This window comes from Corallococcus praedator (assembly GCF_003612125.1).
Taxonomy (GTDB): Bacteria; Myxococcota; Myxococcia; order Myxococcales; family Myxococcaceae; genus Corallococcus; species Corallococcus praedator.
Genome location: NZ_RAWI01000054.1, coordinates 16,476 through 34,725 on the forward strand (window position 1 = coordinate 16,476; position 18,250 = coordinate 34,725).

Consider the following 18,250-nt stretch of genomic DNA (forward strand, 5'->3'; position numbering starts at 1 on the left):
ATGCCCCGGACCCTTGCACCCGCGCTCATGCTGGCGGCGATCCTCGCGACGACGGCGGCGCATTCCCTGGAAGCGGTGGCGGGCAAGGTCTACCGGGGCACCGACGGCCAGAGCGTGGAGGTCATCACGCTGGAGCCGCGCACGGCATCAGAGGTCTTGATCCGCGTGCGCGGCACCGACTCCGAAGAGGATGGCATCGCGCTGCGCGCCACCCTGAAGAAACACTCGCGCGGCGCCGACTACGTGGCCCGCCACCGGGGAGGCGACTACGTGCTCCTCCTCCAGCGCGACGGCCGCTACGAGGCCGTCCTGCCCGGAGTGCAGGCGTTCCCCGTCAAGTTCAACCAGGACGCGACGGACAAGGCCTCCGCCGCGGAGGTGCTCGCCGCGCACCAGCAGCAACTGGAGTCGGGGCGGATCGCCGCCTTCCAGAAGAAGGCCTGGCCCCACCTGGAGAAGAAATACACGGCCCGCGCTGGCGACGCCGTCACCGCGTTGAACAAGGCCTGCGGCACCGCCTCCACCTTCGCGTTCGACTGGAAGAGCTTCAGCGACGAGGTGATGGCGGAGCTCGACGTGTGGGCCGCCTGTGCTCCGCTCGTGAGCCGCGCCCAGGCCCACTGCGCCTCGGTGAAGACCGTCACGGCGCTGGTCTGCCGCTTCGGTCCGACGCTCGGGCTGGAGCGCGGCGGCGACACGCTCACCTTCACCACCACCCAGCAGGGCGCGGCCGAAGGGCCGGCGTTCCTGGACAGGAAGCTCTCCCGATGATCCGTCGACTCGTGGTGGCCGCCTGTCTCTTCGCGGCGGACGCGGTGGCCCGGGAGCCGGTGACGCTGGAGGAGCTCCAGACCCTCGCCTCACAGAAGGCCTGGGCGGAGCTGCTGGAGCGCGCGGAGGACCTCCCCGCCCCCAAGCGCACCGACGCGTGGCGGGCCCTGGTCACCGACGCGGCGACGGCCGACGTCGAGTCCCTTCCCCCCAGCGACAAGGAGCCGTTCGCCGCGTCCCAACGGGCGCGCGCGCTGGGCCAGCGGTATGCCTTCCTCCCCAAGGCGCCGCGCTTCGCCACCGCACGCGACCAGGGTGCGCGCAAGGACCTCCAGCGCTGCCTCGAACTCGACCGGCGCGGTTGCATCGACACCTTCCTGGAGCTGACACCGGACGTGGGGCCCGAAGCGGCGCTCCAGGCCGCGCACCTCGTGAAGCAGGGGCACTTCGCCTACGTGGCGATGCCGCTCTTCGCGGTGGCGGTGGGGGGAGGAAAGGACGTCAGCGCCTGCAAGGACGCGGCGCTCGCCGAGACGGTCATCGCGGCGCTCGGTCTTCCCAAGGAGGACCCTCGCGCGGTCCAGGCGAGGAAGGTGGCCTTCGAGGGGTGCTGGGCCGCGCTGGGCCCGAAGCTCAAGGCCGCCACCGTGGGCGCTTCATCCTACTTCCTGGCGAACACCTGCCAGCCCATGCGCGCCCGGAAGGCGCTGACCGAGCTACAGGACGAGCTCTGCAAGGACGAAGCGCTGTAGTTCGGGACGGGAGCGGTTCCTGCTAGGAACGCTTCCGCATGGCTGTTCCCGCTTCCCCCCTCCCTCCGCTGGACCGCGCCCGCTTCGACGCGCTCGTGGCCCAGGGCTACAACCAGGTGCCCCTGGTGCGTCACCTGGATGTCGGCGCCGCGCGGCCCGTGGATCTGCTGCGCGCCCTGCCCGCCGGGGACCGCTTCCTCCTGGAGAGCACCCGCACGAGCAGCGAGGGCCGCTACTCCCTCGTCGGCGCCCGGCCCTTGCTGCGCTTCACCGCCCGGGGCTCGCGGTGCCACGTCGACGGCGTCCTCCAGGAAGAGGCCCCCCTCACCGTCCTGCGCGGGCTGCTCAGCCGGTGGAAGGGATTGCGCCCTGCCGACCTGCCGTTGTTCTGCGGCGGCGCGGTGGGCTTCTTCTCCTACGAAGCCAGTCACTTCTTCGAGGCCCTGCCCCGCCACCCGCGCGACGACCTGGGCGTGCCCGACATCGCGCTGCACTTCGTGGACACGTTCCTCGTCGTGGACCACCTGGAGCACACCGTGCGCGCGGTGGCCACGGGTTCGGACTGGGTGGACTGCTCACGCCGCCTGGACCTGCTGGCCTCCCAGGTGCGCGCCGCCGTCGCCACGCCGTCCCCCTCGCCGCCGGCAGCGGACCTGCCCCTGGCGCCCTGGCGCTCCAACTTCACGCAGGAGGACTACCTGCTCGCGGTGGAGCGCGTGCGCGAATACATCCGCGCGGGGGACACGTATCAGGTCAACCTCTCCCAGCGCCTGGAGGTGGACTTCCCCGGCGACCCGCTGGCCCTCTACGAGACGCTGTCCGCCACCAGCCCCGTCCACTTCGCCAGCTACTTCGAGGCGGACGGCTTCCAGGTCGTCAGCGCCTCTCCCGAGCGGCTGGTGCGCGTGGAGGACGGCCGCGCCACCACGCGCCCCATCGCCGGCACCCGCCGCCGGGGCACTCCGGAGGAGGACGCCCGCTTCGTGCACGAGCTGCGCACCAGCGAGAAGGAGCAGGCCGAGCACGCCATGCTCGTGGACCTGGAGCGCAACGACCTGGGCCGCGTCTGCGCCTACGGCACCGTGGAGGTCACCCGGCTGATGGAGATCGTCGAGTACGCCCACGTCCTCCACATCGAATCCGAGGTCGTCGGCCAGCTCGCGCCCGGCGTGCAGCCGCTCGACGTCGTGGGGGCGCTGTTCCCCGGCGGCACCATCACCGGCGTGCCGAAGATCCGCACCATGGAGATCATCACCGAGCTGGAGCCCCACCCGCGCGGCCTCTACACCGGCTCGCTCGGGTACTTCAGCTTCGCGGGAGGACTGGACCTGAACATCGTCATCCGCACCGTCGTGGTGAAGGACGGCCGCGCGTACGTGCAGGTCGGCGGCGGCATCGTCCACGACTCGGAGCCCCGGCGCGAATACAAGGAGACGCTCAACAAGGCCCGCTCCCAGCTCCTCGCCCTGGCCGCGAGCACGGGGCCGCGATGATCCTCCTCATCGACAACTTCGACTCGTTCACCTTCAACCTCGTCCAGGCGCTGGGCGCGCTCGGGGCCACGCTCAAGGTCGTGCGCAACGACGCGCTCACCGTCGCGCAGGCCCAGGCGTTGCATCCCAGCCATGTCGTCATCTCTCCCGGGCCGAAGACGCCCGACGAGGCCGGCGTGTCCCTGGACGTCATCCGTGCCTTCGCGGGCCGGGTGCCCCTGCTGGGCGTGTGCCTGGGGCACCAGAGCATCGGGCAGGTGTTCGGCGCGAAGGTGGTGCGCGCCCCCGTGCCGGTGCATGGCAAGACGGCCGAGGTCGAACACCGGGGCCAGGGCGTCTTCCGGGGCCTGCCCCAGCCCTTCGTCGCCGCGCGCTACCACTCGCTGGTGGTGGACCGCGACAGCCTGCCCGGATGTCTGGAGGTCACAGCCTGGTCCGGAGACCTGGTGATGGGCCTGCGCCACCGCGAGCTCGCGGGCCTGGAGGGCGTGCAGTTCCACCCCGAATCCTTCCTCACGCGCGAAGGCCCCCGCCTGCTCGCGAACTTCCTGGAACGCTGAAGCGACAGGGGCCCCCATGTTCTCCACCGTCTCCGTCGATGGCGTCGTCCAGCGCTGGGAGGACCTGCGGCTCCAGGACTTCGCCCAGGGCTTCTTCTTTGGCGCGGGCTTCTTCACCACGCTCCGCATCGACGCCGGCCGGCCGCTGTTCCTCGCGCGGCACCTGGCGCGCCTGCGCGAAAGCCTCGCCGCGTTCCCCACCGCCGTGCGCGCCCCGGCGCCCGCGCTCCTCCAGGAGGACGCCGTGCGGGATTCGCTGCGCCGCTGCCTGGAGGCGGATCCGCTGCTGGGGCCGGGCTTCACCGGCGTGGGCAAGCTCGCTGTCAGTGATGGCCGGGTGCTCTGCACCTTCCGCCCGCTCGCCCAGGACTTCGAAGCCCTGCACCGCGACGGCCGCGTGCTCGACAGCGTGGAGCCCGGGGCGTACCGGCGCGCGGAGCGCACCGTGAATCACAAGGGGCTCGCGTGGTTCCGGCAGCACGCGCTCCTGCCCCGCCTGCCCCTCATCACCAACGAAGCAGACGAGGTCTGCGAGCTGCCCACCGCGAACGTCTTCGTCCTGCTCGACGGCGCGCTCGTCACCCCGCCGCTCGCCTCCCCGTGCCTGCCCGGCGTCGCGCGCGCGGTGTTGCTGGACGCGGGCCAGGTCGGTGGGCTTCCCGTGGTGGAGCGCGTCGTCCCGCTCGCGGACCTCTCCCGGGCGGGGGCGTGTTTCTACAGCAACGCGGTGGCGCTCGCCGTGGGTGTGCCTTGGCTGCTGGGCCGGGCGCTTCCCGACAGCCTGCGCCTCGCGGAGCAGGCCCGCGCGGTGCTCGAAGCCCGCGCCCTCCTTGAAGGCTGAGCGCACCCGCCCTGAGTGCGGCACACTGCGCCGCCATGACCCGCTCCCTTGTCATGGTCCCGCGCTGGGCAGGCAGCCCCGACACCGACTTCTACCCCTGGCTCACCGCGAAGGTGCGCACGCCGCCCGCGCGCTTCGACGACGTGCGCGCACTGGCCATGCCCACGCCCTCCGCGCCGACCCTCGATGGCTGGGTTTCCACCGTGGCCTCGGCCGTGGGTTCCGTGCCCGCGCCCTCCACCGTGTTCCTGGGACACAGCGTCGGCTGTCAGGCCGTGATGCGCTACCTGGCGACGTTGCCTCCGGGCCACACCGTGGAGGGCGCGCTCCTGGTCGCTGGCTGGTTCGAGGTCGACAAGCCCTGGGACACCCTGCGGCCCTGGATTGAGACACCGATGGACTTCGACCGCGTCCGCGCCGCGCTCCGCCGCTGCGTGGTGGTGCTGTCGGACTCCGACCCGTTCACCTCCGACTGGCGCCGCAACACCCGGCTCTTCGAGGAGCGCCTGGGCGCCGAGGTCCGCGTCATTCCCGGAGGCCGCCACTTCAACAACCCCCAGGAGCCCGCCGTCCTGGAAGCCCTCCAGGAGCGGTTCGCCGTCGCGCCTCCGGGTTGAACGTTGCCCGTGGGCCGGCGACCGACCAGGCAGGCTCCGGAGGGCCGCCTCCGGTGGCAATCCCCGAACCCGCCCCCAGATTGGAAGGACTTCTTCCAACGACAGGAGGCATCACATGGGCTCGAAGAAAACGGACGAGAAGCAGGTCGTTCACCAGGGCGCCGGCGAGAACGAGGACCTCCGGCACAAGGGGGGCGGGCGCGAGAACGAGGAGGACAAGCACGCCGGTCCGAAGCCCGAGGGCAATGGCGGAACGGGCCAGCCCGCTGCGTTTCCAGAGCACAACTGACCCTGCACCCACACCGGACAGGGGCTGAACGACGCGAAGTCGCTTTCGCGGGCGAAGGGAGCCGTTAACCTGGGGGCCATGGCCGACCCCGCTCCCTTCGTCTCCCGCGTCCCCTTCGAGTCCGTCCATCCGAAGGCCCTCGCCGTGTACTGCTCGGACGGGCGCTTCACCGAAGCCGTGGAGGACCTGGCCCACCACCTGGGCCACCCGCGCATCGACACGCTCACCCTGCCCGGCGGACCCGCGCTCCTCAACCGCTGGGCGTCCGACTACCTGGAGAGCGAGGGCATCACCCGCGCCGCGAAGTTCCTCATCGAAGGACACCACATCGAGGACGTGCTGCTGCTGGCGCACGCGGGCTGCGGCTACTACCAGGCCCGCCACGGCGCCCTGGGACCGGCCATCTCCCTGGAACAACAGCTGAAGGACCTGCACTTCGGCGCGAAGGAACTCCAGACGGCCTACCCCCACCTGCGCATCCACCTGTACTTCGCGCACCCCAAGGGCAAGACCGTCGAATTCGAGCACATCCCCCGCGAGGGCTAACGCGCGTCCCGCAGTCCGGCGCGGAGCGCATCCAGCAGCGTGGGCGGATCCCCCACGCGCAAGGCCGCGAGCCCCGCGTCGAAGTCCGCGCGCGCGCCCGCGATGTCCCCACGTTCAAGCCGCAGCACGCCGCGCGCGTGGAGCAGCTCCGGATCCACCGCTTCCCCCTCCTGGGCCTGAAGCGCGGTCGTGAGGTCCTGTTCCGCCGCCTCCTTCCGTCCCGCGCGGATCCGGGTCAGCGCGCGCTGCTGGAGCAGCCACGGGTTGCCGGGGTCCTCCGCCAGCGCGGCCGTCCAGTCGGCTTCGGCCTCCGACCACCGGCCCAGGGCGCCGAGCGATTCCGCGCGCTTCATGTGCACCACCAGCGCCTTGCGGAAGCCCGCGGCCTCCACCTGCGTGAAGCCCTCCACCGCCTCCGCGTGCCGCCCCAGCCGCGCCAGCGCGAGCGAGCGGTAATAGCGCGTGGCCGCATGTCCCGGCGCCAGGGCGAGCACGCGGTCGAACCAGGGCAGCGCCTCCGCCGGCTGTCCGCCCCACACGCCCAGCGTCAGGCCCACCTCCACGAGCACACGCACCTGCTCCGGGTGGGCGTCCGCCAGCTTCCTCGCCAGCGCGAGCGCCGACGTGTAGCGGCCCCCGCGCCGCAGGCGGTCCACCTCGCGGAGCGGCTCGGACAACTCCGGGGGCCACGCCTGACGTCCGTTGCGTTCCATGCGGTGGGGGCCTGGGTCCTCGGGGTGAGGGAACCCCGGGCGATTTCGCAGGCGGGTCCCCGGGGTGTCAAGGCGCGGGGGCGGACCGCTTGACCTGCGGCCCCGGTCGCGCGAAGAGCGCCGGCATGAAGCCCTGGGAGACGGTCGAGAAGGAACAGGTGCCGGAGGTGGGAGAGGTCGTCCTGGCCCGGCGTGACAATGAATATGTGCTGCGCGTGCGCGGCCAGACGCTGATGTCCAGCCGGCAGCACGGCTCCGAAGCGGCCCTGGCCGACGCCGGCTGCGCGCACCTGGTGGGCACGGAGAAGGCCCGCGTGCTGGTGGGCGGCCTGGGCTTCGGCTTCACGGTGCGGGCGGTGCTCGACCGCCTGGAGCCCTCCGCGCGCGTCGTCGTGGCGGAGCTGTTGCCCTCGGTGGTGACGTGGAACCGGGGCATCCTGGCGTCCCTGGCCAAGGCCCCGCTGGAGGACTCGCGCGTCACCGTGGTGGAGGGAGACGTGGGGCGCCTGATGCGCAAGCAGAGCGGCGCGTTCGACGCCATCCTGCTCGACGTGGACAACGGCCCCTCCGCCCTCACCCACCCGGACAACGAAAGCCTCTACGACATCACCGGTGTGTCCGTCGCCTATGGCGCCCTGCGCCCCAAGGGCACGCTCGTGGTGTGGAGCGCCGGGCCATCGCCCGCGTTCGTGAAGCGGCTGGAAGACGTGGGCTTCACCGTCCAGGTCCTCAAGCCCGCAGCGCATGGCACCAAGGGCCCACGCCACACGCTCTTTGTCGCCCAGCGCATCGGCAAGGGCCCTGCCTCCGTGCCGTCCCGCCAGGGCAAGCGTCCGGGCCGGGGGGGATGACATGCGCGGCGCGATGACCCGACTTGGTGTGTTGCTGTTCGCGGCGCTGCTCTGCGCCTGTCGGGGCCATGCCGTGGTCCCTGAGCCCACGCCGGCACACGCGTCCTTCACGCTGCCGTCCGCGGCGCTCCAGGAGACCCGGCGGCTCAACGTCTACACACCCCCGGGCTACGACCCGGCGGCGGCGACGCGCTATCCCGTGCTGTACATGCCCGACGGCGGCGAGCAGGAGGACTTCCCGCACGTCGCCGCCACCCTCGACACCGCGATCCGCGCCGGAGAAGTGCGGCCGTTCATCCTCGTCGGCATCGAGAACACCGAGCGGCGCCGCGACATGACCGGACCAACCCAGGTGGAAGAGGACCGGAAGATCGCCCCGCGCGTCGGAGGCTCGGCCGCGTTCCGCGCCTTCCTCCGCGACGAGCTCATGCCCGAGGTGCGCCGTCGCTATCGCGTGACGGAGGAGACGGCCATCGTCGGCGAGTCGCTCGCCGGGCTGTTCATCGTGGAGACCTTCTTCCTAGAGCCGGGGCTGTTCACCACGTCCATCGCCTTGAGCCCCAGCCTCTGGTGGAACGACGACGAAGTGGTGCGCAAGGCCGAGGAGCGGCTCACCGCACGGCCAGACGTGCGCGCCACGCTGTATGTGGCCTCCGCGGGCGATGACACCATCGGCCCTCAGTCGGCGCGCTTGGCGGAGGTCCTTCGCGCGAACGCGCCCGCCAGCTTGAAGTGGCGGTACGAGTCCCGGCCCGACCTGCGCCACGACAACATCTACCGCTCGCTGTCGCCCCAGGTGCTGCGCCAGTACCTCGCGCCCGTGCCCCCGCATTGAGCAGCGGAAGCCCCCCTCCACCGCGAGCAGGACGGCAGGCGGCGGGTGCCCGGTCCCGGGAAACCGGTTAGAACGCCAGCGCGCCGCTCCACTCCGGGGCGGCTCCTTCTCCACCGTGGAGGCGTTCGATGGGACTTCCCACTGGCGTGCATCATCTGGCTCTCGCGACGCGCGACATGAAGGCGCAGCTCGCGTTCTTCACCCAGGTCGTCGGCATGGAGCTGGAAGCGCTGTACTGGATGCACGGCGTGGAGAACACCGTGCATGCGTTCCTGCGGCTGGGGGACACCTGCTCCCTGAGCTTCGTGCAGGCGCCGGACATGGCGACCATCGAGCCGGTGATTGGCGTCTCGCACCCGGGCTTCAGCGCGGGGTCGGTGGCCCCGGGCGCGATGCAGCACCTGGCGCTGAGCGTCCCCACGGAAGTGGAGCTGCTGGCGCTGCGCGACCGGCTGCGCTCGCACGGCTACTGGGTGGCGGGCCCCGTCAACCACAACATGTGCAAGTCGATGTACGTCCAGGCGCCGGAGGGCCTCATCCTGGAGTTCGCGACGGCCGAGGGCGCCATCGACGTGGAGCAGTGGATCGACCCGGCCGTGGTGGCCTTCTGTGGCATCAACGCCAGCGAACTGGAGAGCTTCGTCCGGCCGCCGCCCTTCACGTCGCAGGGCGGCAAGGTGCCGCAGCCGGCCCCCACCGCACGGCCCAACTTCGTCTTCACCGGCGAGTGGGCCCCGCGCGGCGCGGTGTTCTTCCAGCTCACCGACGAGCAGATCGCCGCCGCGCTGGACTCCCCCACTCCGCCGGTGCCCAGGCGCCCGGCGACCTGAGTTCCGCTACGGCGTGGCGCTCGCCGGGCCCGCCTCCGGGCCTCGTGCCGCTTGCGGCTTCATCATCCCGCCCGCCACCCGCAGGCCGACCCAGCGCGGCGCGAAGCGCGTCATGTTTGCCTGGAACCAGTTGCGCCACCCCGGCACCACCGAGGCCCGGCCCTGATCCAGGGCCTTGAGGGCGCGGAGCACGACCCCTTCCGCCGGCGCCAGCGGGCCCACCGCGGCCTGCTTCGTGCCCACCACGTCGAAGAAGGCCGTCTGCACCGGCCCCGGGCAGAGCGCGAGCACGCGCACGCCCCGCTCACGGGTCTCCTCCGACAGCGCCTCCGTGAAGGACAGCACGAACGCCTTGGTGGCGCCGTAGATGGCCATGTACGGCACCGGCTGGAAGCCCGCGATGGAGGCGACGTTGAGGATGCCGCCCACGCCGCGCGCGAGCATGTCCGGCAGGAACAGGTGGCAGGTGTCCGCGAGCGCCGTGACGTTGAGCATCACCTGCTCGTGCTGGCGCGCGAATGAGGCGGACTCGAAGGCGCCGTGGGAGCCGAAGCCCGCGTTGTTGACGAGCAGGTCCACGCGCAGCCCCTTCTCCTGGCAGCGCGCGTGCAACTCCCTGCCGGCGCCCTCGCGGCCCAGGTCCAGCGCGATGACCTCCGCCTGGATGCCGTGCTCCGCCTGGAGCTTCGTCGCCAGCGTGCGCATCCGGTCCTCCGAGCGCGCCACCAGGATGAGGTCCATGCCCCGGGCCGCCAGCTCGCGGGCGAACACCTCGCCCAGCCCGGACGACGCGCCCGTCACGAGCGCGCGGTGCCCCGCGTAGGGGAAGGCCCCGGACCTGGGCGCGGGGGTGGAAGCAGGACGGCGGGCGATGGGCTGTGCGGAAGTCGTTTGCATGGGGTTAGAATGTGAGCGAGCGCTCACGTTCTCAACTCGCGTTGGGCTCACATTCCGTTCCAGAGGTCCCATGCCCCGCCGTCCGCCCCCTTCCCGTCGCAGGGCACCCCGCCAGGAGCGGTCGCAGGCCACCTGCGATGCCATCCTCACCGCGACTGCTCGCGTTCTGGTCAAGGACGGGTACGACGCCGCGAGCACCAACCGCATCGCGCAGGAGGCGGGCGTGAGCGTCGGCTCGCTCTACCAGTACTTCCCCAGCAAGGAGGGACTGGTGACGGCGCTGATGGAGCAGCACCGCGCTCGGGGGGTGGCGGACTTCGAGGCGGGGCTGGTGCCGCTGGCCGGGCAGCCGCTTCCGGTGGCGATGCGCGCGCTCATCCGGCAGGTCATCGCCGTGAAGCGGGAGAACCCGCGCCTGAACCAGGTGCTGCATGAGCTGATGCCGCGCATGCGCCAGTGGGGCCTGTCGGATGTGTACTCGCAGCGCCTGTTCCGCGTGGTGCGCGCCTTCCTGGCGCCGCGCTTCGAGGACCTGCGTCCCCAGAACCTGGACATGGCGGTCTTCATCCTGGTGACCACCGTGGAGGCGCTCTGCCACACGGCGGTGACGGAGCGGCCGGACTACCTGGAGGATGAGAGCTTCGTGGAGGAGATCGCCACGCTCGCGCTGGGCTACCTGCGCCCGGAGCCGGCGGCGGTCCCGGTGCGCCGGACGGCCCGGGAGCGGACGGTCCGGATGTGAGCGACATCCCGCCGCGAGGAGGGTCCGACGCGCGGCCTTGGAGGGGCGTTGAGGAAAAGAATGGCTTCAGGGCGGTGGGGACGCGCGGCCCATGGGAATCACCAGCGGGCCGGGCAGGTCCGGCCGCGACACCACCTCCACGCGCAACCCGAAGGTGTTCGCGATGAGGTCCGGGGTCAGCACGTTCGTCGGGGTGCCTGACTGCACGCACCGGCCCTGGTCCAGCACCGCGATGCGGTCCGCATAGCGCGCGGCCAGGTTCAGGTCATGCAGCACGGTGAGCACCGCGCCGCCTTCGTGCGCGAACGCCCGCGCCCGCTCCAGCACCAGGTGCTGGTGGGAGAGGTCCAGGCTCGCCGTCGGCTCGTCCAACAGCAGGTAGCGGTGGCCGTGCACGGGGGGCGTCCACAGTTGGGCCAGCACGCGCGCCAGTTGCACGCGTTGCCGCTCGCCCCCTGAGAGCGTGGTGTACGCGCGCGAGGCCAGGTGCTGCGTGTCGGTGGCGTCCAGCGCGGCGCGGGCCACCGCCAGGTCGGACTCCTCGCCGCCTCGCCGCGCGTGGGGGCTGCGCCCCAGCACCACCACTTCCAGCGCGGTGAAGCCGAAGCCCAGCGAGGACTCCTGGAGCAGCACACCCAGCCGCTGCGCGCGTTCCGCCAGGGGCCACTGGTGCAGCGCGCGTCCTTCCAGGAACACGTCGCCGCTCTTGCAGCGCAGCTCGCCCGACAGCGCGGCCAGCAGCGACGACTTGCCCGCGCCGTTGGGGCCCACCACGGCCAGCACTTCGCCGGGCTTCACCTCCAGCGACAGCGGTCCCGCCACGCGCCCGCGTCCACGCCACACCTCCACGTCGCGCGCCTCAAGGCTCATACCGCCTCCTTGCGCGCCGCACGCGCTGGGGTGGCCGGCATGCGCGCACGGAGGCCAGCTCCGTGTCGGATGAACCTGAGAGCACTCGGGTCCTCTGCGCGGAACGCGAGATGCCCGCCACTGGAGTCGCGTCACGAGCCTCCGGGCTCACGCGGGCCCTCTGTCCAGAGCGGGTGATGCCTGCCGGTACGCCCGTGACGAAGGTCGGGTCCATGTCACGTGTCGCCGGACGCACGCGGATCCATTGCATGAACCGCTTGATGCCAGTCGGTGTCCCCGTGACGACGGTCGAGCCCGCATCACGTGCCTCTGGACTCACGCGGGCCTTCTGTCCGAAGCGCGTGAGGCCTGCCGGCGCGTCCGTGACGACGGTCGAGCCCGCGTCACGTTCCTCTGCGTGCATGCGTTCGACCGGCGCACCCGCCTCGGAGTCCTGCTCCAACGAAGGTGACTCCGGGCTCATGCCGCCCCCTTGCGCGACAGCAGCGCGATGAAGGCCGGCACGCCCAGCACGGAGGTAAGCGCCCCCACCGGCAGCTCCGACGGCGCGGCCAGCGTGCGCGAGAGCAGGTCCGACGCCAGCAGCAGCGACGCTCCTGTCAGCGCGGACGCCGCCAGCAGCCGCCGGTGATCCGGCCCCAGCGCCATGCGCAGCAATGCGGGCACCAGCAGGCCCACGAAGCCAATCATCCCCGTGAAGGCCACCGCCGCCCCCACGCCCAACGCCGCGGAGAGGATGAGCCGGCGCTTGAGGCGCTCCACGTCCACGCCCAGGTGGTACGCCTCGCGCTCGCCCAGCAGCACCAGGTTGAGCGCTCGCGCCTCGCGCAGCACCAGGCCCAGCGTGAGCAGCAGCGGCACCGCCGCGGCACCCACCGTCTCCCACGACCCGCCGCCCAGGCTGCCCAGGCTCCAGAAGGTGATGGAGCGCAGCTGCGCGTCCGAGGCCGCGTGGGTCAAGAGCCCCATGCCCGCGAACGCCCCCGCGCTCACCGCCACGCCCGACAGCAACATGCGCGGCGTGTCCGTCCTGCCTCCCCCCGTGCCCAACCGCTGGGCCAGCAGCGTCGCGCCCAGCGCGCCCAGGAAGGCCGCGCCCGGCACCACCAGCATGCGCAGCGCGCCCATCTGCATCCCCAGTGTCACGTCCAGCACGATGGCCAGCACCGCGCCCAGCGCCGCGCCACTGGAGGTGCCCAGCAGGCCCGGCTCCACCAGCGGATTGCGGAAGAGCGCCTGGAGCGCGGCCCCCGTCGTCGCCAGCACCGCGCCCACCATCATGCCCAACAGCACACGCGGCAGGCGGAGGGTGAACAGCACCGCGCGCTGCGTGGTGTCCATCCGTTGGGAGGCCTCGCCCAACCCCAGTGCCTCCCAGAGGCTGCCAAGGATGGCGGCCGGAGGCACCGGCACCGTGCCTATGGCCAGCGACGCGAGCACCACCAGCGCCAGCACCAGGCTCAGCGTCACCCAGGGCCTCACGCCCGGAAGCCGTGAAGGCACCGGACGCGCGGCGGACACGGGCATGGCCTCCGACGCGCTCATTTGCCGCCGCCCTTCCCTGCCGCCGGCAACACCCCGTCCTGCAGGCGCCCCACGGCCCGGCCCAGGCCCGGCCCCAGCCCCATGAAGTCCACGTCCTCCACCGTGACGAGCTTCCAGCCCTTCACCTGCGACAGGCCGGGCTGCTTCGACAGGCCCTCCGCGCCGCCCACCGTCTCCACCGAGCCCGCGGGCAGCAACACGAAGTCCGGCGCCGCCGCCACCACGGCCTCCGCGCTGAGCGGCTTGTAGCCCTTCAGCTCCCCCACCGCGTTCACCGCGCCCGACAGCCGGATGAGCGTGTCCGCCACCGACCCGGAGCCCGCCACCATCATCGTGCCCGCGCCGCGCGCGTACACCGCGAGGATGCGCGGCGGCTTCGCGCCCTTCAGCGCCGTCACGCGGCCGGCCGCCCGGGCCAGGTCCTCGTCCAGCTTCGCCACCAGCGCCTTGCCCTGGTCCGGCGTGCCCAGTCGCTCCGCGACGGTCTGGATGCGAGCGCGCGCCGCGTCCACCGTGGGCTCGTTGGCGAACGTCTCCACCTGCATGCCCGCCTGCTTCAACTGCTCCAGCACCGCGGGCGGCCCGGCCTCCGCCGAGCCCAGCAACAGGCCCGCGCCCAGCGACAGCACCCCTTCGGCCGACAGCGCGCGCTGGTAGCCCACCGTGCGCACCTTCGACGCCTCCGGCAGCGCTCCGCTGGAGTCGTCCACGCCCACCACCCGGTCGCCCGCGCCCAGCGCGAACACCGTCTGCGTGATGGCCGGCCCGATGACCACGAGCTTCGGCGCGGCCTTCTTCGGCTCGGGCGGCGCCGCGTGCGCGGACAGCGCGAACAGCGCGCAGACGAGCCCCCACTTCGAAGCCGTGCGCCTCATGACGCCACCTCCACCGCGGGCAGCGCCCGGCCCAGCTCTTCCATCAGCGTCCGCCACGCCGGGGACTCCAGCTCCCCCGGCTTGCGCTTGCCGAACAGCAAACCGATGTTCTCGCCCGCCCGGTCGAACAGCTCCAGCGAGGTGACGGTGCCGTCGCGCGTGGGCTTGCGCACCACCCAGGCGGAGTGGACCTGATCCGCGCGCACGTGGAGGTTGAAGCCCGGATCCAACACGTTCATCCACGGGCCCATGGGCCGCACCGTGCGCACCGGCCCGGTGTGGATCTGGATCGCCCCCGGGTTGCCCACGAAGATCATGATGGGCAGCCCCGACGACGCGGCGCGCTCCAGCGTCCAGCCCAGCGCGTCCGGCGCCACCGGCAACGCGAACTCCGGGCCCGCGAGCCGCAGGGCCTGCGTGCGCGCCACCTTGAAGCGCTTGAGCAGCGCGAAGAACTCGTGCGTGTCCTGGAGCGCGCGCCAGCCGTCCACCAGCCCTGGCGCGTCGATGTCCGCGTCCGGCAGGGGCACGGGCGGCGGGGCCACCGGCACCACGTTCAACACATGGGATGGGTCCTCGTGTGTCAGCTCCGCCACCAGCGCCTCGAAGGCGGCGACGTCCGCCTCCGGCTGGAGGTAGATCTTGTGCACGGCGGTGCCCGCCGCGTCGAAGACCTGGAGGCTGCGGCGCACCTCGCCGGACACGTCCTCGCGCAGCGCGAACGCGAAGCACCACCGCGACAGGAACAGCCGCAGGTCGATGTCCTCGTCCAGCACCAGCGCCATCGCGCCGTGCACCTCCACCTTGCGGTAGACGCCCTTCTTCTCGTGCACCGCGGACGCGTTGCGCGTCAGGGCCATCACCCGCCCCAGCGACTCCAACCGGGGCAGGAGCACGTCGAAGCGCGGCTCCAGCCGCACCAGCTCCCCGTTCAACCCGGTGACGAGCAGCTCCGCCTCGCTCACCCCCAGTTGCTCCGCCGCGTCGCGGATGCGCGTGCGCGGCTGGGACTCCCGCAGGGCCTGCCAGCGCTCTCGCAGCGCGGCGGTCGTGCTCCCGGCCTTCTCCGTCTGGGGCGTCATCACGGCTGCCCCCCGGCCGGCGCGGCGACCTTCGCCCAGCGCAGCTTCAGGTTCGCGGGCGAACCGGCGTCGTCGTAGTACGACAGCAGCTCCACCTTGAAGTACGCCCCCTGGTCGGAGCGGACGACGTAGAGCTGCGCGCGCGGCGTGAGCGTGTGGAACTTCAGGTCGTAGAGATACCAGCCGCCCGCCGTGTTGAAGACCGTGTCCGGGGTGGTGTCCGTGTCGTCGCCGTCCGCGGCATCCGTGGACCAGCCCGTTGACGGCGCCTGGGTGAGCGCCGCGAACGACGTGTCCGTCAGGAGGGCCACCTGCACGCCGCCCGTCCCGCTGACGCCGCCGCGCGACTTCACCACGAAGCGCTGGAAGGCCAGGTCCCAGGCCGCGTCCTCGGTCGCGCTGACCTCCTTGCCGGTGTCCAGATCCAGGCCCACCCACAGCGCCGGCTCCGTCGCGTTGATGACCGACGTGAAGGACCCGTCACCGTTGTCCTGGTGCTTGAGGTTGGCGCTGTCCTCCGGATGGACGACCGGGTCCTCCTCCTCCTCGGGTCCCGGCTGGGGTTGGAGGTCGTCACCGCAGGCGGAGCTCAAGCCCGCGACGAGCAGCGCCGCGCAGGCGCGGCCCAGGAAGCCAGGGCGGAACGGAATGGGGAACATGCGGACTCCTTGCAGGAAACACGGAGGTGGGAGGGGACGGTCAGAAGCGGGTGGACACCCCGGCCTGGACGGTGCGGGGTGGAATGGGCAGGTCGTCGGGATTGCCCGCGTCGGTGAGGTTGGTGCCGACGACGAAAAGCTGGAGCCCGTCCGCTGGCATCCGCCAGGCGATACGGGCATCCAGGGAGACGGTGGGGCTGGCACGGTAGGAATCCGCCACACCGTCTCCGTTGGTATCTGGGTAGAAGGGCCGCTCGCCCGTGAGCGCGCCGCGCACCAGGGCCTCCAGGCCCCACGGGCGGTAGCGCCAGGAGGCCTGCGCGGTGAACCGGTGGCGCGCCTGGCCTTCCAGCGCGCGCTCCAGGTCCTGATCCGTGCCGTCGGTGAGCGTGTAGCCCAGCTCCACCTGGACGCGGCCGGGCAGCGACTGGCGCACGCCCAGCTCGCCGCCGCGCACGCGCGCCCGGGCGATGTTGATGTACGAGTAGCGCAGGGCCTCGCCCTCGGACTGGAGCGACGCGGCGATCATGTCGCGCAGCGAGTGCTGGAACACGCCCGCCCACACCATGGAGTCGCCAAAGGGCCGCACCTCCACGTTGAGGTTGTAGCTACGGGAGCGCTCGGGCTTCAGGTCCGGGTTGCCGCGCACGGTGTAGCCCACCGCGGGGTTCTCGAAGTCGATGAGCAGGTCCTGGAAGCTCGGCGCGCGGTAGCCCCACCCGTAGCCGGCGCGCACCGTGAGCCACGACAAGGGGTCGACCTTCAGGGCTGCCCGGGGCGTCACCGCGAAGCCGAACTGCGAATCCAGGTCCACCCGCCCGCCCCGCACGATCACCAGCCCCAGCTTCTCCCAGATCGTCCAGGTGTCCTGCGCGTAGAAGGAGCCGCGCCCGCGCCTCCCCTTGCCGCCGTCCAGCCGGTCCGAGTGCAGCCACTCGCCCAGGTACTCCGTGCCCACCACGAACGCGTGCGAGCCGGGCCGCGCGTCCAGTTGCACACCCAGGCGGGCCTGTTGGTCGCGCGTGTCCTCCACGGAGTCCAGCGCGGAGGCGTTGCGCTGGTCGCGCAGGTAGCGGCGCTCGTAGTGCCCGTAGGACAGGTCCGTGCGCAGCGTCGCCTTCTGCCCCAGCCGCCAGGACGGCGACAGGCGCGAGGCGAAGGTGTTGTCGCGGGTCGCGCGGTCGAACACCGCACTGCCCGCGCCCAGGTCCACGCCGCGCTGGAGCCGGTGGGAGAAGGACGCGGTGCCCTCCAGCGACAGCGTCTCCGAGCCGCGCCAGTCGCCGCGCGCGGACAGGTCATATCCGTTCAGGCTGCTGCCCGTGGTGCCCAGGTCGGTGGGGTCCAGGTCATACGCGGAGCCGCGCTGGAGCCCCGCGCTCATGCGCAGGCCCCACGCATCGCCGCGCGTCTCGCCCGTCGCGTCCAGGTCCAGCCGGTTGCGCGTGCCGTAGGCGGCCCGCAGGTCCGCGCCCAGGGGGCGCTGCGCCTTGCGCGTGATGAAGTTCACCACGCCCGCCACCGCGTCGCTCCCGTACATCACCGACCCCGGGCCCTTCACGATCTCCACCTGCTCGATGTCCTCCATCGACAGGCGCGACAGGTCCACGTCGCCGTCCACCTTGCCGGTGACGCGCTCGCCATCCACCAGCACCAGCGCGTACTCCGGCGCCAGCCCCTGCATGGACAGCCCCGCCCCGGAGAAGCCCTGCTGCACCACGAGGCCCGGGCGCGCGGAGAGCAGCTCCGAGGCGTCCCGCGCCCCGCTCGCGACGATCTCCGCGCGGGTGATGACCTCCGTCGTCACCGGGGATTCGCGCACGCGCTCCTGGCTGCGTGAGCCCGTCACCACCGTCTGGAGCGCGGGGGCCTCCTCGGCCACGCCACCGTCCACGGGCGACACATCCGCCACGCCACCGTCCACGGACGGCACGCCCTGCGCACCGGCCACGCCGGACAGCAAGAGACACAGCAGTGCGAAGCCACGCCAACGCCCGGGCATCCCAGGTCCTCCCGGCACGCAAGCCGGGGGCTTCCGCGAAAGGAAGCCTGTCGGGCGCTGGGCTCAAGGGCCTCGGGCCTCAGGAAACACACGTCCACCACTCCCGGAGCCTCACGCGGCCCCGGACCCTCCACGCCTGCTTCAGCCGCCTTCACCCCGGGGCGCCGCCAAGCCCCTGCGGGTGTCCCGGGAAGGCGCCGAGCCCTCCAGCGGAACCACCTGCGTCCGGTGACACCGGCGGCACTTCAACTCCACGCCGCCCGGCACCAGCCGCGCCAACAGGCTGCCGCACATGCAGCGCAGCTCCCCGGCACTTCCCTGCGGCCCGCATCCCTCGTGCATCGCGGCTCCCTGCGTTCAGTGGGGCCAGACGATATTGATAGTGAATATCAAAGTCAAAAGACTTCCGGTGAACACCGCAACCCGGTGTCCGGACGGGAAGTCCCTACTTCGTGCCCGTCTTCGCGGCGGGACGGGGGG

20 protein-coding genes are annotated in these 18,250 nt (G+C 72.1%); 12 read left to right on the top strand and 8 right to left on the bottom strand.

Annotated elements, in window-relative coordinates; genetic code table 11:
• The 8 genes from D7Y13_RS09975 to D7Y13_RS10005 all read left to right on the top strand — a co-directional run bounded on the left by D7Y13_RS09975 (position 1) and on the right by D7Y13_RS10005 (position 5,869).
• Entirely contained in the window at positions 1 to 771 is a 771-nt protein-coding gene (locus tag D7Y13_RS09975; RefSeq protein WP_199732774.1) for a hypothetical protein, read from the top strand.
• Positions 768 to 1,523, top strand: coding sequence for a hypothetical protein (locus D7Y13_RS09980; protein WP_199732773.1), 756 nt, complete (start codon positions 768 to 770; stop codon positions 1,521 to 1,523). The genes D7Y13_RS09975 and D7Y13_RS09980 overlap by 4 nt, the downstream gene beginning before the upstream one ends.
• A gap of 38 nt (positions 1,524 to 1,561) precedes the next feature.
• On the top strand, positions 1,562 to 3,016 hold the full coding sequence (locus D7Y13_RS09985; RefSeq protein WP_120583752.1) for an anthranilate synthase component I family protein: 1,455 nt from the start codon (positions 1,562 to 1,564) through the stop codon (positions 3,014 to 3,016).
• Positions 3,013 to 3,576, top strand: a complete 564-nt coding sequence (locus D7Y13_RS09990; protein WP_120583751.1) for an anthranilate synthase component II — start codon at positions 3,013 to 3,015, stop codon at positions 3,574 to 3,576. Before D7Y13_RS09985 ends, D7Y13_RS09990 begins: the two co-directional genes overlap by 4 nt.
• A 16-nt stretch (positions 3,577 to 3,592) precedes the next feature.
• Positions 3,593 to 4,417, top strand: a complete 825-nt coding sequence (locus tag D7Y13_RS09995; RefSeq protein ID WP_120534401.1) for an aminotransferase class IV — start codon at positions 3,593 to 3,595, stop codon at positions 4,415 to 4,417.
• A gap of 35 nt (positions 4,418 to 4,452) precedes the next feature.
• Complete coding sequence (locus tag D7Y13_RS10000; RefSeq protein WP_120583750.1) at positions 4,453 to 5,034, top strand: RBBP9/YdeN family alpha/beta hydrolase; 582 nt, start codon at positions 4,453 to 4,455, stop codon at positions 5,032 to 5,034.
• A 115-nt stretch (positions 5,035 to 5,149) separates the two neighbouring features.
• Positions 5,150 to 5,323, top strand: coding sequence for a hypothetical protein (locus tag D7Y13_RS46865; protein WP_167508735.1), 174 nt, complete (start codon positions 5,150 to 5,152; stop codon positions 5,321 to 5,323).
• A gap of 78 nt (positions 5,324 to 5,401) precedes the next feature.
• Complete coding sequence (locus tag D7Y13_RS10005; RefSeq protein WP_120534399.1) at positions 5,402 to 5,869, top strand: carbonic anhydrase; 468 nt, start codon at positions 5,402 to 5,404, stop codon at positions 5,867 to 5,869.
• Here the strand turns inward: D7Y13_RS10005 and D7Y13_RS10010 are convergent.
• A complete protein-coding gene (locus D7Y13_RS10010) occupies positions 5,866 to 6,582 on the bottom strand; it encodes a tetratricopeptide repeat protein (protein ID WP_120583749.1) in 717 nt (238 codons plus the stop codon). The two genes, D7Y13_RS10005 and D7Y13_RS10010, sit on opposite strands and share 4 nt — an antisense overlap.
• A gap of 125 nt (positions 6,583 to 6,707) precedes the next feature.
• Between D7Y13_RS10010 and D7Y13_RS10015 the strand changes: the two genes are divergently transcribed.
• From D7Y13_RS10015 to D7Y13_RS10025, 3 genes are all read left to right on the top strand, one after another.
• Positions 6,708 to 7,433: a spermine/spermidine synthase domain-containing protein gene (locus D7Y13_RS10015; RefSeq protein ID WP_120583748.1), complete on the top strand. Its 726-nt coding sequence runs from the start codon at positions 6,708 to 6,710 to the stop codon at positions 7,431 to 7,433.
• Between the two features lie 13 nt (positions 7,434 to 7,446).
• Positions 7,447 to 8,268 (top strand): alpha/beta hydrolase, encoded by an 822-nt coding sequence (locus tag D7Y13_RS10020; RefSeq protein ID WP_233595557.1) that lies wholly within the window; start codon positions 7,447 to 7,449, stop codon positions 8,266 to 8,268.
• 128 nt (positions 8,269 to 8,396) lie between these two features.
• Positions 8,397 to 9,098, top strand: a complete 702-nt coding sequence (locus D7Y13_RS10025) for a VOC family protein (protein WP_120583746.1) — start codon at positions 8,397 to 8,399, stop codon at positions 9,096 to 9,098.
• Between the two features lie 6 nt (positions 9,099 to 9,104).
• Here D7Y13_RS10025 and D7Y13_RS10030 read toward each other — a convergent pair whose 3' ends face one another.
• Positions 9,105 to 9,995, bottom strand: a complete 891-nt coding sequence (locus D7Y13_RS10030; RefSeq protein WP_120583745.1) for an SDR family NAD(P)-dependent oxidoreductase — start codon at positions 9,993 to 9,995, stop codon at positions 9,105 to 9,107.
• Positions 9,996 to 10,065: 70 nt separating this feature from the next.
• On the opposite strand from D7Y13_RS10030, the gene D7Y13_RS45175 reads away from it, so the two are divergent.
• Complete coding sequence (locus D7Y13_RS45175; RefSeq protein ID WP_158620370.1) at positions 10,066 to 10,737, top strand: TetR/AcrR family transcriptional regulator; 672 nt, start codon at positions 10,066 to 10,068, stop codon at positions 10,735 to 10,737.
• Positions 10,738 to 10,803: 66 nt separating this feature from the next.
• On the opposite strand, the gene D7Y13_RS10045 is transcribed toward D7Y13_RS45175, so the two are convergent.
• From D7Y13_RS10045 to D7Y13_RS10070, 6 genes are all read right to left on the bottom strand, one after another.
• Positions 10,804 to 11,607: a heme ABC transporter ATP-binding protein gene (locus D7Y13_RS10045; protein ID WP_120583743.1), complete on the bottom strand. Its 804-nt coding sequence runs from the start codon at positions 11,605 to 11,607 to the stop codon at positions 10,804 to 10,806.
• Positions 11,608 to 12,066: 459 nt separating this feature from the next.
• The gene (locus D7Y13_RS10050) at positions 12,067 to 13,152 is read right to left on the bottom strand and encodes a FecCD family ABC transporter permease (protein ID WP_120583742.1); all 1,086 of its coding nucleotides are present in this window, start codon (positions 13,150 to 13,152) and stop codon (positions 12,067 to 12,069) included.
• Positions 13,149 to 14,027, bottom strand: coding sequence for a heme/hemin ABC transporter substrate-binding protein (locus D7Y13_RS10055; protein WP_120583741.1), 879 nt, complete (start codon positions 14,025 to 14,027; stop codon positions 13,149 to 13,151). Before D7Y13_RS10055 ends, D7Y13_RS10050 begins: the two co-directional genes overlap by 4 nt.
• Positions 14,024 to 15,109, bottom strand: a complete 1,086-nt coding sequence (locus D7Y13_RS10060) for a hemin-degrading factor (protein ID WP_120583740.1) — start codon at positions 15,107 to 15,109, stop codon at positions 14,024 to 14,026. Before D7Y13_RS10060 ends, D7Y13_RS10055 begins: the two co-directional genes overlap by 4 nt.
• Positions 15,109 to 15,768: an HmuY family protein gene (locus D7Y13_RS10065; RefSeq protein WP_120583739.1), complete on the bottom strand. Its 660-nt coding sequence runs from the start codon at positions 15,766 to 15,768 to the stop codon at positions 15,109 to 15,111. Before D7Y13_RS10065 ends, D7Y13_RS10060 begins: the two co-directional genes overlap by 1 nt.
• A 40-nt stretch (positions 15,769 to 15,808) precedes the next feature.
• Complete coding sequence (locus D7Y13_RS10070) at positions 15,809 to 17,770, bottom strand: TonB-dependent receptor plug domain-containing protein (RefSeq protein ID WP_120583738.1); 1,962 nt, start codon at positions 17,768 to 17,770, stop codon at positions 15,809 to 15,811.
• Between the last annotated feature and the right edge of the window lie 480 nt (positions 17,771 to 18,250).

Bases quoted from the DNA above. Each gene is read 5' to 3' on its own strand.
- D7Y13_RS09985 (WP_120583752.1), top strand. From the start codon at position 1,562: ATGGCTGTTCCCGCTTCCCCCCTCCCTCCGCTGGACCGCGCCCGCTTC.
- D7Y13_RS10060 (WP_120583740.1), bottom strand. From the start codon at position 15,109: ATGACGCCCCAGACGGAGAAGGCCGGGAGCACGACCGCCGCGCTGCGA.
- D7Y13_RS09980 (WP_199732773.1), top strand. From the start codon at position 768: ATGATCCGTCGACTCGTGGTGGCCGCCTGTCTCTTCGCGGCGGACGCG.
- D7Y13_RS45175 (WP_158620370.1), top strand. From the start codon at position 10,066: ATGCCCCGCCGTCCGCCCCCTTCCCGTCGCAGGGCACCCCGCCAGGAG.
- D7Y13_RS10055 (WP_120583741.1), bottom strand. From the start codon at position 14,027: ATGAGGCGCACGGCTTCGAAGTGGGGGCTCGTCTGCGCGCTGTTCGCG.
- D7Y13_RS10020 (WP_233595557.1), top strand. From the start codon at position 7,447: ATGACCCGACTTGGTGTGTTGCTGTTCGCGGCGCTGCTCTGCGCCTGT.
- D7Y13_RS09975 (WP_199732774.1), top strand. From the start codon at position 1: ATGCCCCGGACCCTTGCACCCGCGCTCATGCTGGCGGCGATCCTCGCG.
- D7Y13_RS10005 (WP_120534399.1), top strand. From the start codon at position 5,402: ATGGCCGACCCCGCTCCCTTCGTCTCCCGCGTCCCCTTCGAGTCCGTC.
- D7Y13_RS10025 (WP_120583746.1), top strand. From the start codon at position 8,397: ATGGGACTTCCCACTGGCGTGCATCATCTGGCTCTCGCGACGCGCGAC.
- D7Y13_RS10010 (WP_120583749.1), bottom strand. From the start codon at position 6,582: ATGGAACGCAACGGACGTCAGGCGTGGCCCCCGGAGTTGTCCGAGCCG.
- D7Y13_RS10000 (WP_120583750.1), top strand. From the start codon at position 4,453: ATGACCCGCTCCCTTGTCATGGTCCCGCGCTGGGCAGGCAGCCCCGAC.
- D7Y13_RS10045 (WP_120583743.1), bottom strand. From the start codon at position 11,607: ATGAGCCTTGAGGCGCGCGACGTGGAGGTGTGGCGTGGACGCGGGCGC.
- D7Y13_RS10015 (WP_120583748.1), top strand. From the start codon at position 6,708: ATGAAGCCCTGGGAGACGGTCGAGAAGGAACAGGTGCCGGAGGTGGGA.
- D7Y13_RS10030 (WP_120583745.1), bottom strand. From the start codon at position 9,995: ATGCAAACGACTTCCGCACAGCCCATCGCCCGCCGTCCTGCTTCCACC.
- D7Y13_RS10050 (WP_120583742.1), bottom strand. From the start codon at position 13,152: ATGAGCGCGTCGGAGGCCATGCCCGTGTCCGCCGCGCGTCCGGTGCCT.
- D7Y13_RS10070 (WP_120583738.1), bottom strand. From the start codon at position 17,770: ATGCCCGGGCGTTGGCGTGGCTTCGCACTGCTGTGTCTCTTGCTGTCC.
- D7Y13_RS10065 (WP_120583739.1), bottom strand. From the start codon at position 15,768: ATGTTCCCCATTCCGTTCCGCCCTGGCTTCCTGGGCCGCGCCTGCGCG.
- D7Y13_RS46865 (WP_167508735.1), top strand. From the start codon at position 5,150: ATGGGCTCGAAGAAAACGGACGAGAAGCAGGTCGTTCACCAGGGCGCC.
- D7Y13_RS09990 (WP_120583751.1), top strand. From the start codon at position 3,013: ATGATCCTCCTCATCGACAACTTCGACTCGTTCACCTTCAACCTCGTC.
- D7Y13_RS09995 (WP_120534401.1), top strand. From the start codon at position 3,593: ATGTTCTCCACCGTCTCCGTCGATGGCGTCGTCCAGCGCTGGGAGGAC.